Source organism: Phytohabitans maris (assembly GCF_031085175.1).
Taxonomy (GTDB): domain Bacteria; phylum Actinomycetota; class Actinomycetes; order Mycobacteriales; family Micromonosporaceae; genus Phytohabitans; species Phytohabitans maris.
Genome location: NZ_JAVHUY010000049.1, coordinates 1 through 23,737 on the forward strand (window position 1 = coordinate 1; position 23,737 = coordinate 23,737).

23 protein-coding genes and 4 pseudogenes are annotated in these 23,737 nt (G+C 70.3%); 8 read left to right on the forward strand and 19 right to left on the reverse strand.

Going from position 1 to position 23,737, the window contains the following annotated elements; genetic code table 11:
- Nucleotides 1-76 precede the first annotated feature (76 nt).
- From RB614_RS44455 to RB614_RS36125, 4 genes and pseudogenes are all read left to right on the forward strand, one after another.
- Nucleotides 77-1,072 (forward strand): annotated as a pseudogene (locus tag RB614_RS44455) (transposase); the annotation flags it as partial.
- Nucleotides 1,073-1,216: 144 nt separating this feature from the next.
- Nucleotides 1,217-1,753 (forward strand): annotated as a pseudogene (locus tag RB614_RS44460) (transposase); the annotation flags it as partial.
- Nucleotides 1,754-1,981: 228 nt separating this feature from the next.
- Nucleotides 1,982-2,167, forward strand: coding sequence for a hypothetical protein (locus tag RB614_RS36120; RefSeq protein WP_308717195.1), 186 nt, complete (start codon nucleotides 1,982-1,984; stop codon nucleotides 2,165-2,167).
- Nucleotides 2,168-2,603: 436 nt separating this feature from the next.
- Nucleotides 2,604-4,007, forward strand: coding sequence for a S28 family serine protease (locus RB614_RS36125; RefSeq protein WP_308717196.1), 1,404 nt, complete (start codon nucleotides 2,604-2,606; stop codon nucleotides 4,005-4,007).
- Nucleotides 4,008-4,176: 169 nt separating this feature from the next.
- On the opposite strand, the gene RB614_RS36130 is transcribed toward RB614_RS36125, so the two are convergent.
- Entirely contained in the window at nucleotides 4,177-5,919 is a 1,743-nt protein-coding gene (locus tag RB614_RS36130; RefSeq protein WP_308717197.1) for an ABC transporter ATP-binding protein, read from the reverse strand.
- Nucleotides 5,916-7,754: an ABC transporter ATP-binding protein gene (locus tag RB614_RS36135; protein ID WP_308717198.1), complete on the reverse strand. Its 1,839-nt coding sequence runs from the start codon at nucleotides 7,752-7,754 to the stop codon at nucleotides 5,916-5,918. The genes RB614_RS36130 and RB614_RS36135 overlap by 4 nt, the downstream gene beginning before the upstream one ends.
- 276 nt (nucleotides 7,755-8,030) lie before the next feature.
- On the opposite strand from RB614_RS36135, the pseudogene RB614_RS44465 reads away from it, so the two are divergent.
- Nucleotides 8,031-8,248: pseudogene (locus RB614_RS44465) on the forward strand (cobalt ABC transporter); the annotation flags it as partial.
- Between the two features lie 43 nt (nucleotides 8,249-8,291).
- On the opposite strand, the gene RB614_RS36140 reads toward RB614_RS44465, so the two are convergent.
- From RB614_RS36140 to rpmB, 7 genes and pseudogenes are all read right to left on the reverse strand, one after another.
- The gene (locus RB614_RS36140; RefSeq protein ID WP_308717199.1) at nucleotides 8,292-9,011 is read right to left on the reverse strand and encodes a class I SAM-dependent methyltransferase; all 720 of its coding nucleotides are present in this window, start codon (nucleotides 9,009-9,011) and stop codon (nucleotides 8,292-8,294) included.
- A gap of 53 nt (nucleotides 9,012-9,064) precedes the next feature.
- Nucleotides 9,065-9,277, reverse strand: coding sequence for a hypothetical protein (locus tag RB614_RS36145; RefSeq protein ID WP_308717200.1), 213 nt, complete (start codon nucleotides 9,275-9,277; stop codon nucleotides 9,065-9,067).
- Between the two features lie 71 nt (nucleotides 9,278-9,348).
- Nucleotides 9,349-9,849, reverse strand: a pseudogene (locus RB614_RS36150) (GTP-binding protein); the annotation flags it as partial.
- Complete coding sequence (gene rpmF / locus RB614_RS36155) at nucleotides 9,846-10,025, reverse strand: 50S ribosomal protein L32 (protein WP_308717201.1); 180 nt, start codon at nucleotides 10,023-10,025, stop codon at nucleotides 9,846-9,848. The gene rpmF and the pseudogene RB614_RS36150, both read right to left, overlap by 4 nt.
- Before the next feature lie 50 nt (nucleotides 10,026-10,075).
- A complete protein-coding gene (gene rpsN, locus RB614_RS36160) occupies nucleotides 10,076-10,381 on the reverse strand; it encodes a 30S ribosomal protein S14 (protein WP_308717202.1) in 306 nt (101 codons plus the stop codon).
- Nucleotides 10,381-10,548: a 50S ribosomal protein L33 gene (rpmG, locus tag RB614_RS36165; protein WP_308717203.1), complete on the reverse strand. Its 168-nt coding sequence runs from the start codon at nucleotides 10,546-10,548 to the stop codon at nucleotides 10,381-10,383. The genes rpsN and rpmG overlap by 1 nt, the downstream gene beginning before the upstream one ends.
- Nucleotides 10,548-10,781 (reverse strand): 50S ribosomal protein L28, encoded by a 234-nt coding sequence (rpmB, locus tag RB614_RS36170; RefSeq protein ID WP_308717204.1) that lies wholly within the window; start codon nucleotides 10,779-10,781, stop codon nucleotides 10,548-10,550. Before rpmB ends, rpmG begins: the two co-directional genes overlap by 1 nt.
- 121 nt (nucleotides 10,782-10,902) lie before the next feature.
- Between rpmB and RB614_RS36175 the strand changes: the two genes are divergently transcribed.
- Nucleotides 10,903-11,160 carry a type B 50S ribosomal protein L31 gene (locus tag RB614_RS36175; RefSeq protein WP_308717205.1) on the forward strand — a complete coding sequence of 86 codons (258 nt, stop codon included), beginning with the start codon at nucleotides 10,903-10,905 and terminating at the stop codon, nucleotides 11,158-11,160.
- 16 nt (nucleotides 11,161-11,176) lie between these two features.
- Here the strand turns inward: RB614_RS36175 and RB614_RS36180 are convergent, their stop codons facing one another.
- The 4 genes from RB614_RS36180 to RB614_RS36195 all read right to left on the reverse strand — a co-directional run bounded on the left by RB614_RS36180 (nucleotide 11,177) and on the right by RB614_RS36195 (nucleotide 16,130).
- Entirely contained in the window at nucleotides 11,177-11,380 is a 204-nt protein-coding gene (locus RB614_RS36180) for a hypothetical protein (protein ID WP_308717206.1), read from the reverse strand.
- 175 nt (nucleotides 11,381-11,555) lie between these two features.
- Nucleotides 11,556-14,618: a choice-of-anchor M domain-containing protein gene (locus RB614_RS36185; protein WP_308717207.1), complete on the reverse strand. Its 3,063-nt coding sequence runs from the start codon at nucleotides 14,616-14,618 to the stop codon at nucleotides 11,556-11,558.
- Between the two features lie 91 nt (nucleotides 14,619-14,709).
- Nucleotides 14,710-14,952 (reverse strand): DUF3040 domain-containing protein, encoded by a 243-nt coding sequence (locus RB614_RS36190; RefSeq protein ID WP_308717208.1) that lies wholly within the window; start codon nucleotides 14,950-14,952, stop codon nucleotides 14,710-14,712.
- Nucleotides 14,953-15,296: 344 nt separating this feature from the next.
- Complete coding sequence (locus RB614_RS36195; protein WP_428983181.1) at nucleotides 15,297-16,130, reverse strand: class I SAM-dependent methyltransferase; 834 nt, start codon at nucleotides 16,128-16,130, stop codon at nucleotides 15,297-15,299.
- Nucleotides 16,131-16,443: 313 nt separating this feature from the next.
- Between RB614_RS36195 and RB614_RS36200 the strand changes: the two genes are divergently transcribed.
- Complete coding sequence (locus RB614_RS36200) at nucleotides 16,444-17,229, forward strand: class I SAM-dependent methyltransferase (protein WP_308717210.1); 786 nt, start codon at nucleotides 16,444-16,446, stop codon at nucleotides 17,227-17,229.
- On the opposite strand, the gene RB614_RS36205 is transcribed toward RB614_RS36200, so the two are convergent.
- The gene (locus tag RB614_RS36205; protein WP_308717211.1) at nucleotides 17,212-18,345 is read right to left on the reverse strand and encodes a hypothetical protein; all 1,134 of its coding nucleotides are present in this window, start codon (nucleotides 18,343-18,345) and stop codon (nucleotides 17,212-17,214) included. The two genes, RB614_RS36200 and RB614_RS36205, sit on opposite strands and share 18 nt — an antisense overlap.
- Nucleotides 18,346-18,462: 117 nt before the next feature.
- Here RB614_RS36205 and RB614_RS36210 point away from each other — a divergent pair, with 117 nt between their 5' ends.
- The gene (locus RB614_RS36210; protein WP_308717212.1) at nucleotides 18,463-19,704 is read left to right on the forward strand and encodes a CobW family GTP-binding protein; all 1,242 of its coding nucleotides are present in this window, start codon (nucleotides 18,463-18,465) and stop codon (nucleotides 19,702-19,704) included.
- A gap of 29 nt (nucleotides 19,705-19,733) precedes the next feature.
- Here RB614_RS36210 and RB614_RS36215 read toward each other — a convergent pair whose 3' ends face one another.
- From RB614_RS36215 to RB614_RS36235, 5 genes are all read right to left on the reverse strand, one after another.
- Complete coding sequence (locus RB614_RS36215; RefSeq protein ID WP_308717259.1) at nucleotides 19,734-20,147, reverse strand: Fur family transcriptional regulator; 414 nt, start codon at nucleotides 20,145-20,147, stop codon at nucleotides 19,734-19,736.
- A 97-nt stretch (nucleotides 20,148-20,244) separates the two neighbouring features.
- On the reverse strand, nucleotides 20,245-20,718 hold the full coding sequence (locus tag RB614_RS36220; RefSeq protein WP_428983176.1) for a Fur family transcriptional regulator: 474 nt from the start codon (nucleotides 20,716-20,718) through the stop codon (nucleotides 20,245-20,247).
- A gap of 59 nt (nucleotides 20,719-20,777) precedes the next feature.
- A complete protein-coding gene (locus tag RB614_RS36225; RefSeq protein WP_308717214.1) occupies nucleotides 20,778-21,425 on the reverse strand; it encodes a choice-of-anchor M domain-containing protein in 648 nt (215 codons plus the stop codon).
- Nucleotides 21,426-21,436: 11 nt separating this feature from the next.
- Complete coding sequence (locus tag RB614_RS36230; protein ID WP_308717215.1) at nucleotides 21,437-22,090, reverse strand: choice-of-anchor M domain-containing protein; 654 nt, start codon at nucleotides 22,088-22,090, stop codon at nucleotides 21,437-21,439.
- Between the two features lie 106 nt (nucleotides 22,091-22,196).
- Nucleotides 22,197-23,732 (reverse strand): TIGR03773 family transporter-associated surface protein, encoded by a 1,536-nt coding sequence (locus tag RB614_RS36235; protein WP_308717216.1) that lies wholly within the window; start codon nucleotides 23,730-23,732, stop codon nucleotides 22,197-22,199.
- Nucleotides 23,733-23,737 lie beyond the last annotated feature (5 nt).

Here is a 23,737-nt window from a genome sequence, read left to right on the forward strand (position 1 = left end):
AAGTCGCTAGGAGTCCACTGAATAATGGTGGGCATGTCTTCCGTCCTGGTCTGTATTGATATGTGAAGATGTTTGGGTGCAGGGTGTAGAGCGTGCTGACCGGCGGCTGTTGGACGCGGCCGCTCTGGTCGGTCATCTGGTTCCGGCCGGGAGCATGTACGCGTTTCTGGCGGACTGTCGGGGTCGGGTGTTCCCGGACGAGTTGTTCGCGGATCTGTTCCCATCGGCCAAGGGGCGGCGGTCGATCCCGGGGTCGGTGGCGGCGTCGATTTTGACGTTGCAGACGTTGTTGGACTACTCCGACGCGGAGGCTGCCGAGGCGGCCCGGTGTGACCTGCGGTGGAAGGTCGCCTGCGGGCTGGCGTTGGACGACAAGGGGTTCCACCCGTCGACGTTGACGTACTGGCGGCGCCGGTTGGCGAACTCGGATCGCCCGTACCGGGTCAACGACGCGGTCCGGCAGGTGGTCGAGGCGACCGGGATTCTGCGCGGACGGCGGCGGCGGGCGGTCGATTCCACGATCCTGGACGACGCGGTCGCCACCCAGGACACCATCACCCAACTGATCGCCCAGATCCGCCGGGTGGCCCGGGTGGTGCCCGGCGCTGCGGAGCAGATCGCGGCCGTGTGTGGCGGGCACGACTACAGCCGGCCGGGAAAGCCGGACATCGACTGGGACGACCCGGATGCCAAACAGGCCCTGGTTTCGACGCTGGTCAACGACGCCAACAACCTGGTCGCGGCGCTGGCCGAGGCGAAGCTCGACGAGCCCGCGCAGCAGGCGGTCGCGCTGTTGGCGTTGGTGGCCGGGCAGGACGTGGAACCGGCCGACGGCTCCGATGGCACTGACGGGCGGTGGCGGATCGCCCGCAAGGTCGCCGAAGACCGGGTCATCTCCACCGTTGACCCACAGGCCCGACACACCCGCAAGTCGCCGCAGGCCCGCCGGGACGGCTACCGCGCCCACATCGCCGCCGAGCCGGACACCGGCATCATCACCGACGAACAACTCACCAAAGCCTGCGGACCTGACAACGCCGACGCCGCCGTCGCGCAACAATTCCTCGCCAACGGCCCCACCAACACCAACAGCGAACCCAACAGCGACAGCGACAGCGAACCCAACACCACAGCCGGCGTCGGCGACGACGACACCGGGCCCGAGCAGCCCACCGGCCGCCCAGACCAGACCGCTCAGGAATGGTACGGCGACTGCGCCTACGGCACCGGCGACCTACGCAACGCCCTCGACCAGGCCGGACACACCGCGATCATCAAACCCAAACCATCGCAATCCCCGATCCGGGGCGGCTTCACCATCGACGACTTCACCGTCAACACCGACCAGCAGACCGTCACCTGCCCAGCCGCACACACCCGACCGATCAGCCCGGCCACCCGCACCGCCGACTTCGGCACACGGTGCCGCACCTGCCCACTACAGACCCGGTGCACCAAATCCAAGACCGGCCGCAAGATCGTACTCAACGAACACGACGCCCTACTACGCCAAGCCCGAGCCGACTGGCGAACCGACCCCACCCTCCGCGACCGCTACCGCCGACACCGACCCAACATCGAACGCGTCATCGCCCAAGTAGCCAGCCGCGGCCGACGCCGACTCAAACTGCGCTACCACGGCATCCACGCCAACCACACCTGGCTCAAACAACGCACCGCCGCACTCAACCTCCGCAACCTGATCAACCGCGGCCTGCACTGGACCAACGGATGGACCCTCGCCACCAGCTGACCAGCCACCACCGGGCCCGAAGACACCACCACAGAGCCCACCAAGCGACCCCCGCAGCGCCCACACCCGCACCACCACCCCCCCCCGACCCAACCAACCCACCGGCAGCCAAACCCAGGCACCCACCCCACCGCCAACCTCAAGAACGCCGATATTCAGCGCCTTCCTAGAACGACTTGAGGGGAGCTTCGATCACAGCCCATCATGACGGCGTGTGCCAGGCTCTCGATGAGCGACATCGATGGTCACCTCCGCCTCGGCGGGCCGGAGCCGTGGGTCTGCCACGGCGTCGCGGCGGAGGCCGACGGCGTTCCCCGGGTTCGGCCCGGTCGGACCGTCGCTGGTCACCGCCCCGGGCGACGCCTGGAGAGCACCGTCGGCGGCATCGGCACGATGCGCGACCGGCTGCGCTGACCCCGAGGCAGGCCGCCACGCTGCCATCCCTGGACCGGCTCCCCCTCGCCACGCTCGCCATCGTGACCGCACTATGCGGCGCCGTCGAAGCGTTCTCCCGCCCCGCACTACGCGCCCTCGTCCCCACACCGCTACCCGCGAACCCGCTAGCCCACGGCAACGCGCTCATCTCCGCCGCGCACCGCAGCCGCCATGCTCGGGGCCCTCACCGCCACAGTGAGCACCACCGACCTACTCGTTCCCGGCGTCGCCCAGCTAAGCCAGCCCACGTCACCGATCCAAGAGAGCAGAAGGGCGCCCCAACCCGAGGCCGCACGTGAAGCGCCAAGCTGAATGTGTCAGCGGTGCTCGCCGCGCGTCGCACAGCCGCTTCGCCGCTTCGCGGCGCGTACCGCCATCATGGACACGGCGACATTCTTCGATGGGGAGGCATTGCATGAGAAACGCCCGACGGATACTGCTGTCGATCATGCTTCTGCTGGGAACGTTCGGTGTGTCCAGCGTGGCGAGTCCGGCGATGGCCGCCGAGCCCGACATCCTCGACCAGCTCAAAGCGGTGCCCGGGCTGACCGTGACCGCGGAACAGCCGGTCGCGGCACCGTACCGGTTCTTCCTGCTGAGCATCACGCAGCCGGTGGACCACACCCGCCCGGCGGCCGGGACGTTCCAGCAGCGCTTCACGCTCCTGCACCGGGACACCGGCCGGCCCATGGTGCTACACACCACCGGCTACAACGTGCCGGCAACCGCGTTCCGCGCCGAGCCGACCCGCCTGGTCGACGGCAACCAGATCTCCGTCGAGCAGCGCTACTTCACACCGTCACGGCCGGCACCAGCCGACTGGTCGAAGCTGACGATCTGGCAGGCCGCCACTGACCATCACCGTATCGTCTCCGCACTCAAGCCCATCTACGCACGGAAATGGCTCTCGACCGGGGCCAGTAAGGGCGGCATGACCTCGGTGTACCACCGCCGCTTCTACCCCGCCGACGTCGACGGCACGGTCGCTTACGTCGCGCCGCAGGACGTCGTCAACAGCGAGGACACCGCCTACGACCGGTTCTTCACCACGGTCGGCACCGCGCGGTGCCGCACGGCCCTCGACGCGATCCAGGTCGAGGCGCTGCGCCGCCGCGCCGAGCTGGTCGCCCGCTATCAGGCATGGGCCACCCAGAATGCCCGCACCTTCCACGTCGTGGGCGGCGCCGACCGCGCCTTCGAGTTCATGGTGAACGGCACGACGTGGGCCTTCTGGCAGTACAGCGGCGAGAGCGAGTGCCAGGACGTGCCGGCCCGGACCGCGTCCAGCGACGACATCTGGGCATGGCTGGACCTCGTCTACGGCGTCAACTCCAACACCGACCAAGGCGTGGAGCCGTACATCCCCTACTACTTCCAAGCCTCGTACCAGCTGGGCTACCCGGAGATCAAACTGTCCCACCTCGCCCGCCTGCAGCACTACCGCGGCCAGGACCGCGCCCAGTCATACATCCCCGACGACATCGTGCCCCGCTTCCAGCCACTGGCGATGTTCGACATCGACGCATGGGTCAAGCTCGCCGGCCGGCAACTGCTGTTCGTCTACGGCCAGAACGACCCGTGGGGCGCCGAACCATTCCGCCTCGGAGCCGGCACCCGCGACTCGTACCGCTACGTCGCCGCGGGCGCCAACCACGGCGCGAACATCGCCCAGCTCACGCCGGCACAAACCGCCGCGGCGACGGCAACCGTTCAGCGCTGGGCGGCCGCCACCCAACCGGCTTCGGCCGCTCGATCGGCGACCTACATCCCCTCACTCGACGACCACAACCTAGCCCTCGACCGGCGCTTCAGCCGCTGACCGGACAGACCCGCGCCTCGTCACCGCCCCGGTCCGCGCCAGGCATCTGCCTATGGTGAGCTTGCGGATGAACCAGTCGATCGGTTCCGCCACGCTCGCGGCCCGCGTCGCGGCGCCGATCTGCTGGTTGGGAGCCGGTGGCGGGCAGGTCGGGTCAGAACGAGCCGGCTCAGGGCCGGGCTGCCTCCAGCCTCCAGCCGCGGGTGCTGGAACGCTCGTGCCAGAAGGCCGCGTAGCGTCCACCGCGGGCGAGTAGATCGTCGTGGGTGCCGCGCTCGGCGATGCGGCCGTGTTCGTCGAGGACGATGATCTGGTCGGCGTTGACGACGGTGCTGAGTTTGTGCGCGATGACCACGAGGGTGGCGTGCTCGCGGAGCGTCTGGAGGGAGCGCTGCACGAAGCGTTCGTTCTCCGGGTCGAGGGCCGCGGTCGCCTCGTCGAGCAGCACGATCGGTGCCCGTTTGAGGATCGCGCGGGCGACCGAGACGCGTTGACGCTCGCCCCCGGACAGGGCTGTGCCTGCCTCGCCGACCCGGGTGTCCCAGCCGTTCGGCAGGCGGTCGGCGATCTCGGTGACGCCGGCCAGGCGTGCGGCCTCGTCGACCTCCGCCTCGGCGGCGTCGGGGCGGCCGAGGCGAATGTTTCCCCGCAGCGTGTCGTCGAACAGGTAGACGTCCTGGAAGACCAGGGCGAGCTGGGCCATGAGGTCTTCGGTCGTCTGGTCGCGCACGTCGATGCCACCGACCCGGACGGTGCCGGCGTCGACGTCGTAGAACCGGGCGATCAGCCGGGTGATCGTCGTCTTGCCGGAGCCGGACGGTCCGACCAGTGCGGTCATGGTGTGTGGCGGCACGGTGAAGGTGAGGTCGTCGAGCACGGGGGTGCCGGGTTCGTAGCCGAAGCCGACGTGGTCGAACTCGACCTGCCCGGGTGCGGTCACCGTCGCCGGTCGCGTCGGCTCGGGCAGCGGCCGGGTGTCCATGATGTTCTGGATACGGGTCAGCTCGCCGCGGATCTGGCGCAGCGCGCCGCCGAACTCGCCGATCTCCGACACCGGCTGGACGAACCGGGTGGCGACGCCGAGGAGGGCGAGCAGGTCGATGCCGGTCAGGTCGCCGCCCAGCGCGAGGGCGGCGGCGAGGACGACGAGCGCGGTGAAGACGAGTTGGATGGCCACACCGTTCAACGCGAGTCCCAGGACGGACTCGACCATCGTGCGCCGCGCCACCTTCTGCTGGGTGGCGATCGCCTCGGTCAGCGGCGGGTACCCGGCGTCGGAGGTGCGGCCGAAAGCGCGCAGTACCGGCTGGCAGCGGGCGAACTCGATGACCCGCTCGCTGGACTCGGCGGCAGCCTCGTGCGCGGCGTGCTCGCTGCGGGCGATCAGCCCGGCCGCGGCGCGCGCCGCCAGCGCGATCAGCGGGGCGGCGACGAGCAGCGCCAAGCCGATCCGCCAGTCGAAAAAGAACATCGAGACGGTCACCGAAGCCGGAGCGGCGATGCCGATCACGACCGGAGTCATCAGGTGAGCGGCGGCGCCACCGGCGGCCATCGTGCCTTTGGAGGCGATCTGGGCGACGCTGCCGGTCTTCCCGGCGAACCAGCCGATCGGCAACGTGACGAGGTGGTCCCCGATGTTCAGGTGCATCGTGCGCAGCACGACCAGCGCGACGTTGAAAGCGCGCATCGCCTGGATGTAATGCGCGATGCCGCAACAGACCACCGCGATCGCGAGGACGCCGATCCACCGCCAGGCACCGGACCAGTCGCCCTCGGCGAGGCTGCGGGCGATCGGCACGAGCAAGCTCACCGCGAGCCCCTGCAGGACGCCGTAGACGGTCGCCCACACCAGGAACCGGGTGTACCGGCCCTGGTGCTCGGGGCCGAGCACGCGACGCAGCTGGCGGATCATCGGGTCTCTCCTTCTCCTGCCACGGCCGAGTCCGCTTGTCCTTGATGGGCACGCCACATCCGCGCGTACACCCCGTCGGCGGTGACCAGTTCCTCGTGTGTACCGGTCTCGGCGATACGGCCGCGGTCGAGGACGACGATCTGGTCGGCGGAGACGATCGAGGCGAGCCGGTGGGCGATCACCAGCAGCGTGCGGCCGCCGACCAGCTGCGCGAGTGCGGTCTGGATGCGGGATTCGGACTCCGGGTCGGCGAAGGCGGTTGCCTCGTCGAGCACCAGAACCGGCGGGTCGGCCAGGATCGCCCGGGCGATCGACACCCGCTGCGCCTCACCGCCGGACAGCAACGCGTCGTCGCCGACGACGGAGTCGTAGCCGCGGGGCAGGGCCAGGACACGATCGTCGATCTGCGCCAGTCGCGCCGCGTCCCGCACCTGGTCGAGGGTCGCGTCGGGGCGCGCCAGCCGGATGTTGTCGGCGATCGTCGCGTGCAACAGCTGCACGTCCTGCAGGACGAAACCGACCTGCCGATAGAGCTGGTCGGTGGCGATGTTCCGCACGTCCACGCCGCCGAGGGACACACTGCCCTCGTCGACGTCGTGGAACCGCGCCACCAGCGTCGCCAGGGTCGACTTCCCGGATCCGGACGGGCCGACCAGCGCGGTGACCGTCCCGACCGGCAGGGTCAAACTGACATCCCGCAGTACCTTGTGCTGCCCGTCGTAGCTGAACCCGACCCCGTCGAACCGCACCTGGGCCGATGTCGGCACGCGTGGATCGGCAGGCTCGGGCAACACGGGTGTGGCGAGCAGGTCGGTGATGCGCTTGGCCGCGGCGGCCGCCTCCCGGCGGGCCTGCATCCCGAAGCTCACCGTCATGATCGCTGCCGGCAGCGACATCGCCACCAGCGCGGCCGTCACCACGTCGACGACGCTCACCCACCCCTCGCGGACGAACCAGGTGCCGAACCCCAGATTCACCAGCAGCACGGCCGGTGCGGAGATCGGGATCGTCGCGAGTGCGTCGGTGCGCAGCATGGGCCGCACCCACGCGCCGTAGGCGTCTCCGAATCGCGTCGCTGCCGTCCGGTAGGCGGCGTGCGCGCGTCCGGCCTGCCCAAAAGTCTTCACCACCGAGATGCCGGAGACGAACTCGACGATCGTGGCGCTGATCCGCGCGATCCCCTGGTTCATCTCCAGCATCTTGGCGGTCATCCCGCGCGCCATCACCGCGTAGGCGACCAGGTAGAACGGAATGGTCGCGATGCCGACCAGCGCCAGCCGCCAGTCCAGGACGAACAGGTACGCCAGCCCGGCCAGCGGCACCGTGATCGCCGCAGTGGTCTCCACCGCACCGTGCGCGACGAGGTAGTGGATGTCGTTGATGTCGTTCTGCGTGGCCTTACGCACCAGCCCCGACGAGTTCTGGGTGAACCAGCCCAGCGGCACCCGGCCCAGCCGCTCCACGATGCGCGTGCGGATGATGCCCTGAAGGCGGGCGTCGGCGAAGTGCGTCACCGACAGCGCCGCGCCGCTCAGCAGCGTGCGGGCCAGCAGCGCGACGACGACGGCGGCGCAAATCCACCAGACCCGGGCCCGGTCGACCTCTCCGCCGGCGAGGAAGGTCTTTCCCAACTCGGCGATGGCGACGTAGGGAGCGATCGTCGCGATCGAGCCGAAGACCTGCAGAATCACACCAGCGGTGATCGACGGCCGCGCCGGCGCGAGCAGATCGGACAGCGCCTGCGACGACGCGCGGGCCTCCGCCTTGGCGGCTTCCTCCGCCGGTGGCGGCTCCTCCTCCCGCACCGTCGGCGCCACCTCGGGCTCAGTACTCACCGTCGCGGTCATCACACCCCCTAGGCCGAAGTTAGGCTAGCCTAACTTGATTCCGGATGCCTACCCCCATTGATGCGGGAGGTACCGTTGAACGAAATGATTTTCATTAACGTGGTTGAGGCTACCCTCTCACGGCCCAGGAGAAGATCCGACGGCGAGACCGGCCCTGTAGCCCTCGCCGAGGGCCAGCGCCGGGCTTCCGGGCATCGGATCCCCGCGTGGGGGCGAGACCCGGCGGGCGAAGAAACGACAGGCAGACCGGCAGCTCGACCGCACGGCGGCCAGCAGCAGCGCCTGGTCATCGCGGCCGTCCGGGTATCCGAACGACCCATCGTGATCTTCGACGAGCCCAGCTCCGGCGTCGACCGCCGCCACCTCCACCCGATCCGCGACCAAGTCCGCCAGCTCGCCACGGATGGCGCCGTCGTGCTCTGATCAGCCACGATGACGACCTGGTCGCCCTGGCCGCCCACCGGCAGCTCACGCTCATCCCCCGCTCACTTCGAGCGCCGGTTTGGATGCGTCCGGCGACGGTGCTCAGGCTGGCGTGGCCGCCAAGACGTCCATGTCGATCACCGCAGCCGTGTACCCGGCGGCGCCCAGCTCGTCGAGCAGCTCTCGGACGGACAACACGTACCAGTGATAGTCGACGACCAGGTCACGCTCCACGGCGCCGTCCTCGGCCAGCACGCGGTAGCGCATCGTCCAGATGACCGACTCCGGGCCGGCCGGGCGGGCCGCGCCACTGCCCTGGTACGTACGGCGGCCGACCGGTACCGAGGTGAACGGGGTTTCCGGGACCGTGACCGGCGTCGGCGGCGGCTGCACGTTGACGATCAGCGGGGCGTCCGGCGCGAGCCGGGGGCGCAGGTCGGCCCAGAACGCGCGGCGCTGGTCGGGCGCGAGGTGACCGATCATGTTGACGGCCAGCACGCCGCCCAGCCGGTCGGGCAGGACCATCCCGGCGATATCAGCGGCCTGCACGGTCACTCGCCGTGCCAGGTCGTCTCCCGCCAACCGGGTCAGCAGGGCGGCCCGCAGGATGGGCGACGGCTCAACCGCGACCACCTCGGCCGTGGGCAGCGTCGCGGCGACCACCATCGTGCCCAGGCCGGTGCCCGCTCCGATGTCCGCGATCGGGCCCCGCTCGGGCCTGGCCCGACTCAGTGCCGTCACCACCGGTGGACGCAGCGCCAGCCACGCCTCCCGGCTGAGCACGTCGACGAACTCACCGGATTGCGCGTACGGATCAGCCAACACCGGAACAGTATTGCAGATGACTTTCGTTTTCATAGCGAGCGATCCAATGATCAGGCTCCGGGCACATGGTGTGGACGGCAAGAAGCGGACGGGGCCGACCGGTGGTCGACCCCCGCCTCATGCCCGCAGCCGTCGGCGTGGCTGTGCTCGTGCGCCTCGGCCCCGACGTGCAGACCCTCCACAGTGCACTCGTCGTAGTGGTCGCCGTGGCCATGGTGGGCGTGCCCGTCGTGCAGGTAGTCGACATGGTGCAAGCGCCCCATGGAGACGATGTGTGTCGCCCTAACGTCGGGCCCGCTGTCGGCGCTCATGCGGTCGTAGTGCGCCCGGTCCACTGCCCGTACGGGCCGGCCTGCGACCACAAGGCCATCGTGCCGGGGCGGGTGGCCAGCCACAGAAAGCCCTTGGAACGCAGTACGCCGTACTCGTCGATCGCGGTCTCCAGCAGGCTCCACAGCCGCTGCGGGTGAAACGGTTCGGCCGCGCGAAACAGCAGGCTGCCGATGCCGTACTCGATGGTCTCGGGAATGTGCTCACCGTTGAGCTCGGCGACCCAGCCGGGTGCGGTCTCGGCGACGGCCATATCGAAGCAGGTCGGCGACCGTGCGCTCATCGCCGTCGTACGCGGACAGGCCGCGCTGCTCCAGACGGTCGCGGCGTTGATCTGCGTGATGAGATGGGGCGCGTCGACGTTGATCTCGCTCATGTCGTTGACGATGACGGCGACGCGCAGCCCAGCGCGGTTGGCCAGAACATGGTTGAGCAGCGTGGTCTTGCCAGCGCCGAGGAAACCGGACAGCACGGTGACCGGCAGTTTCGCCGTCGTGGCGCTCATCGGGGCTCGACGACCTGTCGACCGCGGTAGAGACCACAGTGGACGCACGCCCGGTGCGGGATCACCTTCTCCTGGCGAGGGCAGGGGCAGGTGACAAGGGTTGGTGCGCTCGCCTTCCAGCGGGCGCGGCGGTGGCGGGTGTTGGCGCGGGACTTGCGCCGCTTGGGAACTGCCATGAGTCGTCCTCGTCATGAAGGGCCGCGACGGCCCTGGCGGTGGTCGGTGGTCACCATGACGCTTTGCGGATGCCGGGCAGCTCGCCTCGCAGCGCCATCTCGCGGAAGCGGACCCGGGACAGGCCGAAACGGCTCAGCACGCCTCGGGGGCGGCCGTCGACCAGATCGCGGCTACGGCGGCGGACCGGCGAAGAGTCGCGGGGAAGCGCGGCGAGCTGGCGCACGGCGTCGGCCCGGGTGTCCGGATCCGTGCCGGGTGCGCTGATCAGCCGTTTGAGGTCGGCGCGGCGATCGGCGTAGCGCTCGACCAGGACCGCGCGGCGCTTGTCGCGTTCGGACAGGCTGCGGCGGGCCATCAGCGTTCCTCCCGGAACTCGACGTGCCGGCGCACGACCGGGTCGTACTTGCGCAGCACGAGCCGGTCGGGATTGTTGCGGCGGTTCTTGCGGGTGACGTACGTGTAACCGGTCCCGGCGGTGCTGCGCAGCTTGACGACCGGGCGGATCTCGTTGCTCCTGGCCATCAGAGCTTCACTCCCCGGGCGCGCAGCCGGGCGACCACCGCGTCGATGCCATCACGGTCGATGATCTTGATGCCGGTGGTACTCACCCGCAGCCGGATCGTCCGGCCGTCGGCCAGCCGGTAGCGCCGGCGCTGGATGTTCGGATCCCACCGCCGGCGGGTCCGGCGCTGGGAGTGGGACACGGCGTTGCCGAAGCTGGGCCTGGCGCCGGTCACGTCACAGATGTTCGACATGCCCGCCACTTTACAATGGTTTTCGTTTCCAACAAGCTGGAGGTCGTGCGTGCGAACCCGTCGACCGCGATCCCGCGTGCCCTCGCCGACCACCGACCTACACCGACCAGGAGCAAGCATCATGAAACCCGGCATCCACCCGGACTACCACCCTGTCGTCTACCGCGACCGCAGCGCAGACTTCGCATTCCTCACCCGGTCCACCGCGACCAGCGACAAGACGATCGAATGGACCGACGGCAACACCTACCCGGTCATCGACGTCGACATCTCCGCGGCCAGCCACCCCTTCTGGACCGGCCGCCAGCGCCTGCTCGACACCGCCGGCCGGGTCGAGAAGTTCCGCGCCAAATACGCCCGGCGGAGGCCGGCCGACTGATCGACCGGCCTCCCTGTCAATCGACCCCTGGCCGGGCCGGCTCCGCTCCGAGCCCGGCCAGGATCAGGTCGAGGCCGTCCTCGTCGTCGCGGCCCGCCTGACCGCGGTCGGATCCGCCGGCGCCGAACTCGCCGCCGGGTTGCGCCCGCAGCGCGCGACACTCGCCCGGATCGTCGAGGTCCTCGACCGGGGGCCGTCTGGTCCAGCACGGCACCCACACCGCACTGAACCGCGTACCCGGGCTTTACCGCGACCTGGCCGCCAGCCGCGCCGGTCGATTCATGTCGCGCGCTGACCAGTAAGACGTTGAGCGGGTCGACGGCGGTGACGGTGAGGGGTGGCGACGTCGGTAGGTTCCAGGTACACGTGGGTCAGCGCACCCTTGGTCGCGTCGGTCAGCGGACGACCCTGATCGTGGTGGCGGTCTCGCCCTTGGCGACGTACCGGTCGCCCAGGTAGGACACCGTGACCGCCTTCGCGCCGATCGGTGTGCGGGGTGGCAGTGTGATCCTCACGGTGGCCTGGCCGTGCTGGTTCAGCACGGCGGCCTTGGTCTTGCCGGCGACTGTGACGGTGACCACGCCGGTCGGTGTCACGCCGGCGGCGTTCACCGTCACCGTGAACGTCGCTGTCTGGCCGGGCTGGACCTTGGCCGGGTCGGCGGTCACCTTCACCTTCGGGGTGGCCTTGACCACCGTCACCACGGCCGTCCCGGTAGATGGCTGGTACTCGCCGGCGACGCCCGGGTAACTGATCGACAGGGTGCGCTTCCCCGGTTTGAGCAGCTTGGCGGGCAGCGTGATCGTCGCCTGCCCGTCTACCAGGGTTCCGGTGAGTTTCCTGCTCGTGCCCGGCAGCGTGAGCTCGACCGACCCGGTGGCGCCCGGCGACACCGCCACGGTCAGCGCGGCCTTCTTGCCGTAGACCTGCGTCACCGCCCCAGCGGTCACCGTCGTCGCAACCGGGTCTGCCGGCTCGCCCGATCCTTGCTCGACCTGGAGCTCGACCGCCGGGGAGGGGCCGTAGGCCACCCCGCCGCCGGGCTTGAGGATCGAGACGCGGTACTGGGCGCCGTCGTCGGCGAGCGCCGCCGGGAACGTCAGCTGCGTGCCGGTCGCGCCGTCGACGACCGACCAGTCCTCGGTGCCGGCCGCCTTCTTCTCCCACCGGTGGTCGGTCAGGACCGTGGGACCGTTCTCGGGCAGCTGGCGGGTGAGCGTGACGGTGTCGCCCTCGGTGTACGCGGTGGCCCCACCGACCGCCGGCTGCTGCCGGGCGGCGGCGCCGTGGTCGTCGACGTGGATCGTCACCGGATCGGCGACCAGGGTGTCGCCGGAGTCCGAGAAGGTCAGCGTGGCGCGTACCTGAACCCCGTCCAAAGCCTGCTCGGCGGTGAGCGTGTGGGACAGGCCGGCGGCGCCCGGCAGCGGTGCCCACTCGGTGCCGGGCCATTGCCACTGCCACGCGATCGTGTCGCTGTCGGCCAGCGGCGGGTCGGCCACGAGGTTCAGGTCGATCTGGTTGCCCTGGTGGTAGTGGTCGCTGAGGTTTTCGAAGAACAGCAGCTGCTGCGACGGGTCGGAGTCGGAGACCTTCAGGATCGTGCTCCACGAGCCGGCCCAGATCTCCGAAGGGGTCCCGCCGCTGGCGGCGTAGAAGGCCACCGCGTGGAAGTACAGCCGCCGGTCGTGCAGCTCCATCGTCATCGGCAGCTCGAGCGTTAGGGCGTCCGGCGTGGTGCCCTCCTTCAGCGTCGTACGCGAGTTGTCCGCGTTCTGGACGCTCCACCGATAGGTGAGTTCCGCGCTCGGCGGATACACCGTCGTGGTCGCGCTCAGGGTCTGCCCCACCCGGTAGACGCCCTGAACGCCCTGAACGAGAACCTCACGCGCGGAGACGCTTCCCGCCACCGGATCCGACTGGGCCAGCACCACACCGTCACGGACGACCTGGACGGCAAACTGCGCCTCCGCGATCGCGTACGGCGGCCTCGCCACGATCGTGTCGCCCACCCGCGAGCTGTTCCGCACGTCGAACCAGGGACTGCTGAAGCGATAGACCAACGTCACCGTATCGCCTTCGGCGAGGGCGCCGCCCTGGATCGGGAAGACCAACTCGTCACCGAGATAGTGCGGCCCGGCCGGGAACGTGGTGGAGACCGGCTCGACCGCATCGGCGACCGACAGCGCCACCCACGGAGTCTCGGACACCACAGTGGACCCCTGCCGCAGTCGCGCCTGGATCTCGTACCCGTCGTGGCGGGCGTCGAGCAGTTGCTCGACCCGCCCCTGGGCGGCCTCGCCGCCGGTGCCGGTGAACAGGTAGGCGGTGTCCGTGCCGACCGGCCGGATCGACCACTGGTAGCTCTCGCCCTCGGCCAGCGTGTGCCCGGCCACCCGGGCACGCAGGACATCGCCGACCTCGTAAGACCGCTCCACACCGGCGATGCCGAACGGCACGCCGGACCCGTCGGTGACGGTGATCGTCACCGGAGCCGAGGTCGAGGTGTTGGCGAGGTTCTCCACAGCCGGCACGAAGACGGCCGTGACGTCGTGGGCGCCGACGGCGAGGCCCGGCACCGCCATCTCGGCGCGGCCTGCGTCGACCGCGGTGTGGCCGAGGACGTGAGTGCCGTCGCGGAACTCGACGAAGCCGGCGACACCGGCCGGTGACACCCCCGCGGTCAGGGTGACCGCGTCTCCGGCCACCAGGCTGGTGTCGGAGGCTTCGAGGCCGGTCGTGGTGTCGACGTCCGCGGGCAGGCCACCGACGACGAACGTGTAGACAGCGGTGTCACTGACCGCGGCGCCGCCGACCGCGGCATCAGCCCGGACGGTGAGGTGATAGGTGCCCGCGGCGGTGAAGGCCCAGTTGGCGTGCATGTGGACCCGCTCGCGCGTGAAACTGCTGTACCCGGCCTCGTCACTGGACCACAGTCGCGTGTACGCGCCGAAGGAGCCGCTCTGCCACAGTTCGACCTCGCCGGGCCCGTCGACGCCTACCAGGGTCAACGTGGTGTCGTCGCCGTCCAGGGTGCCGGCAGGGACAGACTCGGTAGAGAACCCCGGCCAGATCTGGCTGGACTGCTGGACCTCGGGCGCCAGCCACACCGTCGAGCCGGCCGGTGCCACGAAGTCGTACCCGGCTGGAAAGCTCTCGATCCTGGAGTCGTCGTCGACGTGAAACCACACATCGTCGGCCTCGTAACGGGTCTGCGGCTGCGGGATGTCCGCCTTGGTGGCCAGCGTCAGCTGCCCATCGTCCCAGAAGGTGGCGATGGCGTCGGTGTGGACATCGGCGATCACACTCAACGATCGCGGCGGCGGCGCCGGACCGTCGGCCGCGGCCGCCGGGCCCGTAGGGACAACGGTGAACGCGGCAAGCGCACCGAGCAGGGCTGCCACGAGGAAGAAGACGAGGCGGCGACGTGACGCCACGATACCGAGCTGAGCGGGCACTGAAAGATCCTTCGAGATCGACGTGGTGAACGGGAAGAGGCAAGACCGTCACGGTGTCCGGCGTTCCGGCAACGCGACGCCGGCAGGTGTCTCACGCCGGGTCGCGACGAACCCGCCGGATGGCGGCAGCGGCGCCGGCCGTGCTGACCGCACCCGCCGCGACCGCCAGCAGGCTGCTCGTCACAAGGCCGGCGGTGAGCAGCACCCCGCCGAACAGGTAGACGCCCAGAATGGCCACGGCCGGCGTTCGTGGCGGCCGGTCGAGGGTGTGGTGCCGCAACCGCCACGCGAGCGCGGGATCGGTGCGGGCGAGGTCGCGTGCGATCCGTTCCAACTGGGACGCCGGCCGGGACGGCCGTAGCGGCCATGACGCAGTGGGAGCGGTCCACCCGCCGGCCACGAGGACACCCCGCGCAGGCCCGGCAGGTCGCCGCACGCAGCCATCAGATCTCTCCCCGGAGGCCATCTCCCACTCCGTTCCCTCGAACCACCCCGAACCTACAACGTACTGATAATCACTTTCAATAGTGAGATCGTCCGCCACGACAGGCCGGGACCCGCCGGAGCCACGGACCGCGCCGAGCGTGACCACGAGCGGCGACAAGCCTGGCTCCCGGATGCCTCACCCGCCGACGGGGGCGACAGCGAGTCGATGTCCACAAAGGGGCGATGCCGCGGTCAGGCGTCGCGGTCCGGGTGATCCGGGGCCGTTGCCACGACCGCGCGGATGGTCGTGGTCATCGACAGCTCACCACCCCGGCCCCCGCCACCCCACATCGCGGCCGACGCGTCGGCGGTGGCGGCGGGCAACTGGTCCACCGGTATCCGGCGCAGCAGCGCCCGCGCGCCGTGCGACCAGCACCAGGCCAGCCAGTGTTCCGCGTCTCTGAACCGGCTCACCGCGCTGAATTCCGTGCTGGTGACCTCACCGAACCCGGCGTCGGCGACCGCCGCGAGGGTCGCCTCCGCCGAAGCGAACATCGGATCGGGCGTCGGTGGCGGTTCAGCGCCCGCGGGCAGATGCCCGGCCAGCGCGCGCATGGCCCGACCGAAGGCGGGATCCTGGCTGGCGAAGCAACTCAGAGCCAGCCGGCCACCAGGACGCAGGACCCGTGCGTACGCACGAAGCGCCGCATGTGGGTCAGGGAGCATGAACACCACCAAGCCCGCGGTGACCACGTCGAAGCTCCCGGCGGGAAAGGCCGGCTCCTGCGCGTCACCGACAGCGACCGCGACATGCCGCAGCCCGCGCCGCGCGGCCTCGGCCCCGGTGAGGTCGACCATGGTCGTCGCCGCGTCGGTGCCGGTCACGTGCCCTTCCGGGCCGACCGCCCGCGCCGCGGGAAACAACACGGCGCCACGGCCGCAGCCGACGTCGAGCACCCGCTCCGCCTGTTTCACGCCGGCCCGGCGGACGAGCTCGGCACCGAACGGGCCAAAGAAGGAGACACCCACCTGGTCGTAGGTGTGGGCCGCCTCGTCGAACGCTTCGACGATGCTATCGGTTAACATGAGCAGTACTTTACAACGAAAACCGTTTCCAACAAGATGAGGGGGTGAGTGACAGTCGTCGACGCGGGACGCGCCCTGGCCGACCTGTGCGGCTTCCACCTCGCGCGGCTCGGCGTACTGTCGCACCGGCCCGCGCCGCGGGCCGCCCACCTGACCGTGGACCTCACACCCGGCGTCCTGGACCGGGATCCCTACTACGGCGACCGGCGCACCGCACTGGCCACTGCCCACGATGGAGCCAAACCTTGGGGCGGCAAGGATGACAGAGAACAGTAGAGCCAAGGTCCAGCTGGGGCCTGTGCAGCAGACGTTGATGATTCCCCTGTACGGACGGGCCGTGGAGACCGGCAAACGCACGCCGCTGTTGAGCGACCCACGGGCGGTCGAGATCATCGAGTCGATCGACTACGACTTCACCCGGATGAAGGCGTTCAAGGGTGGCGCCCGGGGAGCTGTGCTGCGCACCGCCATGTTCGACGTGTGGGTGAAGCAATTCCTGGCCGAACACCCCGGCGGCACCGTCGTGGAGATCGGCACTGGACTCAACACCCGGTTCGAACGCCTGGACAACAGCACAGTCACCTGGATCGACCTCGACCTGCCAGACGTGATCGAGCTACGCCGCCGGTTCTTCACCGACACCGACCGGCGACGCATGCTGCCCGGCTCGGTGCTCGACCCGTCCTGGGTGCCCCCCGTCCAGGCCAGCCCCGGACCATACCTGTTCGTGGCCGAGGCGGTCCTGCTCTACTTCACGCCCGACCAAGTGAACGAAGTGTTTCGGCTCCTCGCCGCCAACTTCCCCGGCGCGCTGCTTGCGCTGGACACCGGCGGCCAGGTGATGGCGAACGGGGTAAACCGCAACGACGTCATGCGCGACATGGGCACCCGGATGACCTGGATATGCGAGGACCCGAGCGAACTGGAGCACCTCGGTGCCCGGCTGCTGGAATCGCGCACCTTCGCCGAGCCACAGCCGGAGCTGCGCGCCCGGATGCCGTTGCGATTTCGCGCGCTGTCGGTGGTGATGCGGGCGCTGTTCCGCCGGGTCGTACGCACCTACCGCCTCAACCTGTTTCGGCTAACGGACGGTGCGTAGGTCGAGGGCGTGCCAGGCGGTGCGCGGACCCGTGCCGGTGGACCACCACAGCACACCGCCCCGGTAGAAGACCCCGACGGCGGCATCCGCCACCCTGACCAACCGGTCAGCCACGAGGTCGTAGACGAGCAGCCGGCGCCCGCCGATCGCGGCGGCGAGAGCACTCGTGCCGCTACACAGCACTTCGAAGCGGTCGAGCACCGCCACGTCGACGATCGGGGTGGTCGTGGCGTCGTCGGCCACCCGCTGCCGGTCCGAGCCATCGGGCCGCATCAGCTCACTGCGTACCCCGCCCCCGGTGAGCACGAACACCCGGCACCAGGTCGGCCCACACCGATCCAGCATGTCCCCGCCGGCGTCCACAGTGACCACCCTTGACGTGGCCAGGCTCCGCAACCGCGCGCGCCCGCTACTGCCGGCGCTGGCCAGCCACGGCCATCGCGACAGCACCCACGCGCCCGGCTCGGTGCGTACCTCGACCCGGCCGCCACCGAGCGGCACCGACCGCACCTGCGTGGCGTCGCGTCCGCCGGGCGCGACCGAAGTCCAGTACACCCGGCCGGAGGCGACGACCACGTCGTGCTCGGAGCCGAAGAACCGCACCCGGCCGGTGTCGGCGGTGATCCTCCGCGGCGCCCCGCCGGCCAGCTCGGCCCGCCACAGTTCGGTCCGCGTCGAACCGTCCGGGCCGGCGACCGACTCCGCCCACACCAGTTGCCCGCCGGCGCGGACGAAGCCGGCGTACTGCGGCGCGGCCGTCGCCGGAAGCCGGCGCAGCACGCGGACCGTGCCGCCGGCCGCCCGCAGCACCAGGCGCACCTCACCGGCGTCCGGATCGGAGGCGGCGCCGACCGACGCCCGCTCGTCCAGGAAGAAGGTCGGCCGGAAGGTCCCGCCGCCGGACAGCACGCCCGGCACATCCGCGCGCCGGGCATGCGGCCAGACCGCCTCCGCGGTGGGCGGGAGCGGCCGAACCCGCCGCGACGGGTCGGGCGCCTGCGCCAGCAGCACCCAGGCCGCCACCAGCGCGGCCGCCAGCGCGAGCACGCCGTGGACCGAAAGCCCGGACCGGCCCCGAAACAGCCCGGACACCGGTGCCCGCCGCCCGTCCGCCACACAGGCAACGGTAGCCGCCGTGGCCTCGACCGACGCCCGGCGGGACCGCGCCCCTTGCCAGGCCGCGATCCACTTCGACTATAATGACAACCGTTTCCAATAAGGAAGGCTGAGACGATGGCGACAGCTGCGCCGGTCGTGACGGTGCTGTCCGGGTTGTGGCCAGGCGCCACATACGCGGTCGCGCGAGCGCTGCTGGCCGCCGACCCGTCCCTGCTGCTGGTCCGCTACGACCTGACCGGCACCGGCGACGGATACACGTGTCGGGTCATGTGTTCCGGCACCGGCGCGACAGCCGAGCGGCGCGGTGCTCTGCTCCACGGCGACATGTCCCGCACCCTGCGGGACGAGATCCTGCCCACGGTGGCGCGGCTGGCCCGCACGCGTCCGTACCGGCAGGTCGTGCTCCTGCCGCCCGCCGTCGTCGAGCCCGAATCGGTCGCCGCCGCCTGCACCGGTTGCGTCGTCGACGGTGTCCCGCTCAGCGACCTGGTCCGCGTGGATTCGTACGTCACGGTGGTCCACGGCGATTTCCTGCTCGACGCGCTGAACACCGGCGATGACCTGGTCAGGCTCGGCATCCCGGCCGGCCGCGACGACCACCGGGCACTTGCCGAGGTCGCCGTGCGGCAGATCGAGTATGCCGACACGCTCGTGCTCTGGGGCTCGTGCGCCGGCGGTCCGTTCGACACCGCGCAGGTACACGCCCTGCTACACCACCTGGCGCCGTGGGCGGCACATCTGCGCCTGGCCGACGACCTGATCGACGCCACCGGCCTCGCCACGCGACTGCTCGACTCCGGCCGGCACCGCCCGGATACCCCTGGCACGCTCGCCCGCGGCGTCGAAGGGTTCGCACTCGGTGTGCACGACCCCACCCCCTCGTACGACGTCGTCTCCGCGGTCTTCCGGGCATGCCGCCCGTTTCACCCCCAGCGGCTCCACGAAACGCTCGACGCGATCAACACCGGCGTGCTCCGTTCTCGCGGCCACCTTTGGCTCGCCAGCCAACCCCACATCGTGGTCACCTGGGAGTTCGCCGGCGGCAGGCTCACTCTCGGCGCCCTCGGACGGTGGCAGGCGGCCACGCCCGAGGAGCAACGGCACCACTTCTCCGACCGTCGCCGGCTGGCCGCTTCGGTCGAGTGGCACCCGTACTACGACGACCGGCACCACTACCTGGTCTTCATCGGCGTCGACCTGGACCCCGCCGCGCTGCACCGCGCGCTGACCCGTTGCCTGCTCACCGACGCCGAGCTCGCGGACGGCCCGGCCGCCTGGCGCACCTACACCGATCCCTTCGCCGGCCGCTTCACCCTCGCCGACGCCCTTCCCATGCCAGCGGGCGGAGCCCTGTGACGCCCGCGGCCCGCGTGGGCCTCTGACCTTCAGGAACGGGCGTTGCGGGAGCAGTCCGCGCAGGTGCCGAAGATCTCCAGCGTGTGTGCCACGTCGGTAAAGCCGTGCTCGCTGGCCATCTTGTCGGCCCAGCGCTCGACCGCCGGTCCGCGCACTTCGACCGTCGTCCCGCACTGACGGCAGACAAGGTGATGGTGGTGACCACGGCCGCACCGCCGAAACAACTGCTCTCCGCCGGCGGAGCGCGTCGTGTCGACCTCATCGGCGTCGACCAGCAACTGCAGGGCGCGGTAGACGGTCGTGAGCCCCACCTTGGCGCCCCGCTGCCGCAGGGTCTGGTGGAGGTCCTGGGCGGTCTGGAAGCTGTCGGTCTCCTGCAGCAGAGCGAGGAGCTCGGCCCGCTGGCGGGTGTGGCGGGTCACGTTGGGGATGGATTGGGTCACCACGTCTTCAACTCCATCGACTCGTCGACCGCATCACGAGTATGCATGCTATCGCATATGAGCTGGGCTCCATGGCCGCTTACAGCCGGCACCCCGTTCAGGTCCTCCCCTGGGCGGCGCAGTCGGCGCAGGTGCCGAAGAGCTCGAGGGTTTGGGCGACGTCGACGTATCCATGCTGTCGGGCGATCCGCCGCGCCCACTGCTCCACGCCAGGGCCGGGAATCTCCACTGTACGGGCGCAGTGGCGGCAGACCAGGTGGTGGTGGCGTCCGGCGCCACAGCGCCGGTAGAGGTGCTCGCCGCTGGGTAGCCGAATGACGTCGACCTCGCCGGCGTCGCTCAGGATCTGTAGTGTGCGGTACACCGTGGTGAGCCCGACCGGGACGCCGCGCGCCCGCAGCATCTCGTGCAGACGCTGGGCGCTGCGAAACTCGTCGGTCTCTTCCAGCAGCGCCGTGACCTGCAGCCGCTGCCGGGTATGGCGACCCAGACCGTGCGCCTCCTCAGCCACCGCGGACCCTCCCACCAACCGCCAAGTTTCGGAAACGGTTGTCATTATAGTCTGCGCCAACGCGAGGGTCCCCGCCGCGAACGGGAGGGCGGCGGGGACCCGTTTCGGGAGGAGCCGGTTCAGGCGTTGAGGACCTCGAAGGTGAACTGCTTGGAGCCGGAACTGACAGTGCCGCCGCCAACCTTGTTGCCCGTGACGTTGAAGGTCACGGTGTAGGTACCGGCGGCGTCGAAGCCCCAGTTGACGTGGGTATGTTCGAGCGGCACCGTCTGCGCGTCGGGCAGCCCGTTGCCGCTGTCGAACAGCACGGTGGGCGTGCCACCACTCGCGGTGTAGATGCTGAAGCCGGCCGGACCGCTCACCGCGGTCAGGTTGATGGTCATCTCGTCGTTGACGAAGACGCCGTCAGCCACCTCGTCGGCGTTCCAGCCCGCCCACAACAGGCCGGAGACGTTGTCCTGCGGCAGGATCCAGGCGGTGCCGCCGGTGCCGAGGAACGCCCACTCCGACCCCCCGGGGACACTGGTGGTCTTGGCGGCCAGCGGCACCCGGAAGATGACGTCGGCCGGGTTGCGCTCGACGTTGGTGCCGCCGGTGCCGTCCAGGACGCGCAGCACGAGGGCGCCGCTGTTGTAGTCGAGGTCGAGGACGTCGACGTGGCCGCTGGTGAGCGTGATCGGGACCGCCTGGGCCGGCGCCGCGACGGCGACGCTGGCCAGGGTGCCGGCCACGACCAGCGGGGCGAGGATCTTGGTTCTGATCCGCATGGTGGCGCCTCCTAGCTGAGGACCTGGAAGTGGTACAGACCCGCGTCGACCACGGTCTGGCCGCTGCCGGCGAGCTTGCCGGTGGCGGTGACCACCAGCCAGTAGTGGCCCGGGGCGTCGAACGCCCAGTTGGCGTGCGTGTGGTCGCCGGCGGACAGGGTCACGGTGTCGGGCAGGCCGTCACCGGTATCGACGAGGATGCTGGACGGGAGACCAAAGGAGTTCTCGGTGTAGATGGCCAGGTCGCCAGGGCCGGCGGCGACCCAGAAGGTGACCTTCACCTGGTCGTTCTGGAACACGCCGAGCTCGATCTCCTCGGTGCCGAAACCGGCCCAGACCAGGTCCGGGTTCTGCACCTGCGGCAGGATCCACACCGGGTCGCCGGCGTTGCCGAGGAAGCTGTAGGCCGGGTTGGCCGGCACGGTGGTCTCGGCCTCGGGCTTGACCTGGAACTTGACCTCGCCGGGCTCGCGCTCCACGCCGGGCTCGACGCTTTCGTCGTGGATGTGCAGGTTGAGCTCGCCGTCCTCGTAGGCGACGCCGATCACGTCGACGTGCCCTTCGTCGATCACGACCTGACCGGACGCCTGGGCCGGTGCGGCCGTCGCGACCAGGGCACCGACAAGTGCCCCGGACGCGACCAGCAGACGCAATGGGGTACGCACGAAACTGACTCCTCCCCGACGGTCCCCTGTGGACCGCACTATCGATAATGGTAACCGTTGTCGATAGTGAAGTGATGGCCCCGCGGTTAAGAAAATGCCGCCCGCGTCAGGCGGACCGGATGCGGCGGCGCGTGGCCACGACGAGTACGGCGCCGACGATCAGAAGCAGCAGGCCCCCTGCCGCAGCGGGGATCACCCACCCGACTCCGGTGCGGGGCAGGTTGCCGCCGTTGGAACCGCCGCCGTTCGAGCCCCCTCCGTTGGACCCATTGCCGTTGGAGCCGCCCCCGCTGGGGAACGCGGTGTTGGGGTCGACGGGGCCGACGGCGATGTTGAGGGTGCGGGAGTCGGTGACGGTCGCGCCGGCCTTGGTGGTGCCGGTCATCTGTACGCCGAGGTGGTAGACGCCGGGTTTGGTGAAGGCCCAGTTGCCGTGGGCGTGCGTGTTCGGCGGGATGCTCATCTGCTGGGGCAGGCTCTTGGCGGTGTCGAAGAGCACGTCCGGTTTGCCGAACGAGCCGGTCAGGAAGAGCTTGAACTCGCCCGGCCCGTCCACATCGGTCAGTCGCCAGGTGACGTTGCCCTGGGTGCCGTTGACCACCGAGGGGTCCTGGGTGTTCCAGCCGGGCCAGACGATGCCGGACTGCTGGGCCTGGGGCAGCAGCCACACGTCGGAGCCGGCCGGGCCGAGGAAGGCGTAGTCGCTGCCGGACGGCACTTTGATTTTGGCCTTGTCGACGGCGTGGACGACCACATCGGACAGCTCCCGCCAGACCGGTGGACTGCCACTGTCGTCGCGGATCCGGATCCGCCAGGTGCTTCCGTCCAGCTGCGGGCCCATGTCGATGTGACCGTCGGCGATGACCTTGCGTCCGGTGGCCGGTGCGGCGGCGGCCTGGGCGGCGATCTTCGGCACGGCGGGTACCTTCGGCGCTTCGAGCCGCTCCGATGGCACTGACGTGGCCGGGGCCTGAGGCACGGGCCGCGCCGGCGCCGCGAGCGCCGGTGCCGGTTCCGGCGAAATCTGCGGTACCTCGATCTGGTACGTCGCCTCGGTGGTGAGCGGGCCGGCGGCGGCTTCGAGCGTGACCCGGTAGCTGCCCGGGGTGTCGAACGCCCACAGCGCGGCGCCGGTGCGGGCACCGACCGGCAGCGTCATCGCGCGCGGGCCGCCGTCGCCGCTGCCGAGCAGCGGTGTGGGTGCGCCGAAGGAGGAGACGGTGTACGCGTGGAACCGCCCCGGACCCTCCACATCGCTCAGTCGAAGCGTGACGGCGTCGCCGGCGAGCTTGCCGCGCGGGATCGCGGTGGTGTCCCAGAACGGGAAACCGCCGCCCGCACCGGCCAGTACCCATAGGGGTGTGCCGGCCTTGCCGAGGAACTCGAACCCAGCCCGGCCGGGGATGGCACCGGCCGCTCCACCGTCGGGGCCGAGGGCGACCTCCGCCGGGTCGTGGCCCGCCTCACCACGGCGGGCTTGCGCGGCGTCCCGGACCCGCAGCGACAACGCGTCGCCGTCGAGGCGGATCGAGACCAGGTCGGCGCCGGCCACCGGCAGTGTCCGTGGCTCGGCGTGTGCCGCGGCCGGCGCGGCGGTGATCGCCAGCGCGACGGCGGCCAGCAGGCTCGCGGTGCGTTTCATTCCGG

What these genes read in the sequence shown, in the direction of transcription:
- RB614_RS36120 (WP_308717195.1), top strand. Translation starts at nt 1,982, where the DNA reads ATGAGCGACATCGATGGTCACCTCCGCCTCGGCGGGCCGGAGCCGTGG.
- RB614_RS36125 (WP_308717196.1), top strand. Translation starts at nt 2,604, where the DNA reads ATGAGAAACGCCCGACGGATACTGCTGTCGATCATGCTTCTGCTGGGA.
- RB614_RS36130 (WP_308717197.1), bottom strand. Translation starts at nt 5,919, where the DNA reads ATGATCCGCCAGCTGCGTCGCGTGCTCGGCCCCGAGCACCAGGGCCGG.
- RB614_RS36145 (WP_308717200.1), bottom strand. Translation starts at nt 9,277, where the DNA reads ATGGGGCGCTTGCACCATGTCGACTACCTGCACGACGGGCACGCCCAC.
- rpmF (WP_308717201.1), bottom strand. Translation starts at nt 10,025, where the DNA reads ATGGCAGTTCCCAAGCGGCGCAAGTCCCGCGCCAACACCCGCCACCGC.
- rpsN (WP_308717202.1), bottom strand. Translation starts at nt 10,381, where the DNA reads ATGGCCCGCCGCAGCCTGTCCGAACGCGACAAGCGCCGCGCGGTCCTG.
- rpmG (WP_308717203.1), bottom strand. Translation starts at nt 10,548, where the DNA reads ATGGCCAGGAGCAACGAGATCCGCCCGGTCGTCAAGCTGCGCAGCACC.
- rpmB (WP_308717204.1), bottom strand. Translation starts at nt 10,781, where the DNA reads ATGTCGAACATCTGTGACGTGACCGGCGCCAGGCCCAGCTTCGGCAAC.
- RB614_RS36175 (WP_308717205.1), top strand. Translation starts at nt 10,903, where the DNA reads ATGAAACCCGGCATCCACCCGGACTACCACCCTGTCGTCTACCGCGAC.
- RB614_RS36195 (WP_428983181.1), bottom strand. Translation starts at nt 16,130, where the DNA reads ATGTTAACCGATAGCATCGTCGAAGCGTTCGACGAGGCGGCCCACACC.
- RB614_RS36200 (WP_308717210.1), top strand. Translation starts at nt 16,444, where the DNA reads ATGATTCCCCTGTACGGACGGGCCGTGGAGACCGGCAAACGCACGCCG.
- RB614_RS36210 (WP_308717212.1), top strand. Translation starts at nt 18,463, where the DNA reads ATGGCGACAGCTGCGCCGGTCGTGACGGTGCTGTCCGGGTTGTGGCCA.
- RB614_RS36225 (WP_308717214.1), bottom strand. Translation starts at nt 21,425, where the DNA reads ATGCGGATCAGAACCAAGATCCTCGCCCCGCTGGTCGTGGCCGGCACC.
- RB614_RS36235 (WP_308717216.1), bottom strand. Translation starts at nt 23,732, where the DNA reads ATGAAACGCACCGCGAGCCTGCTGGCCGCCGTCGCGCTGGCGATCACC.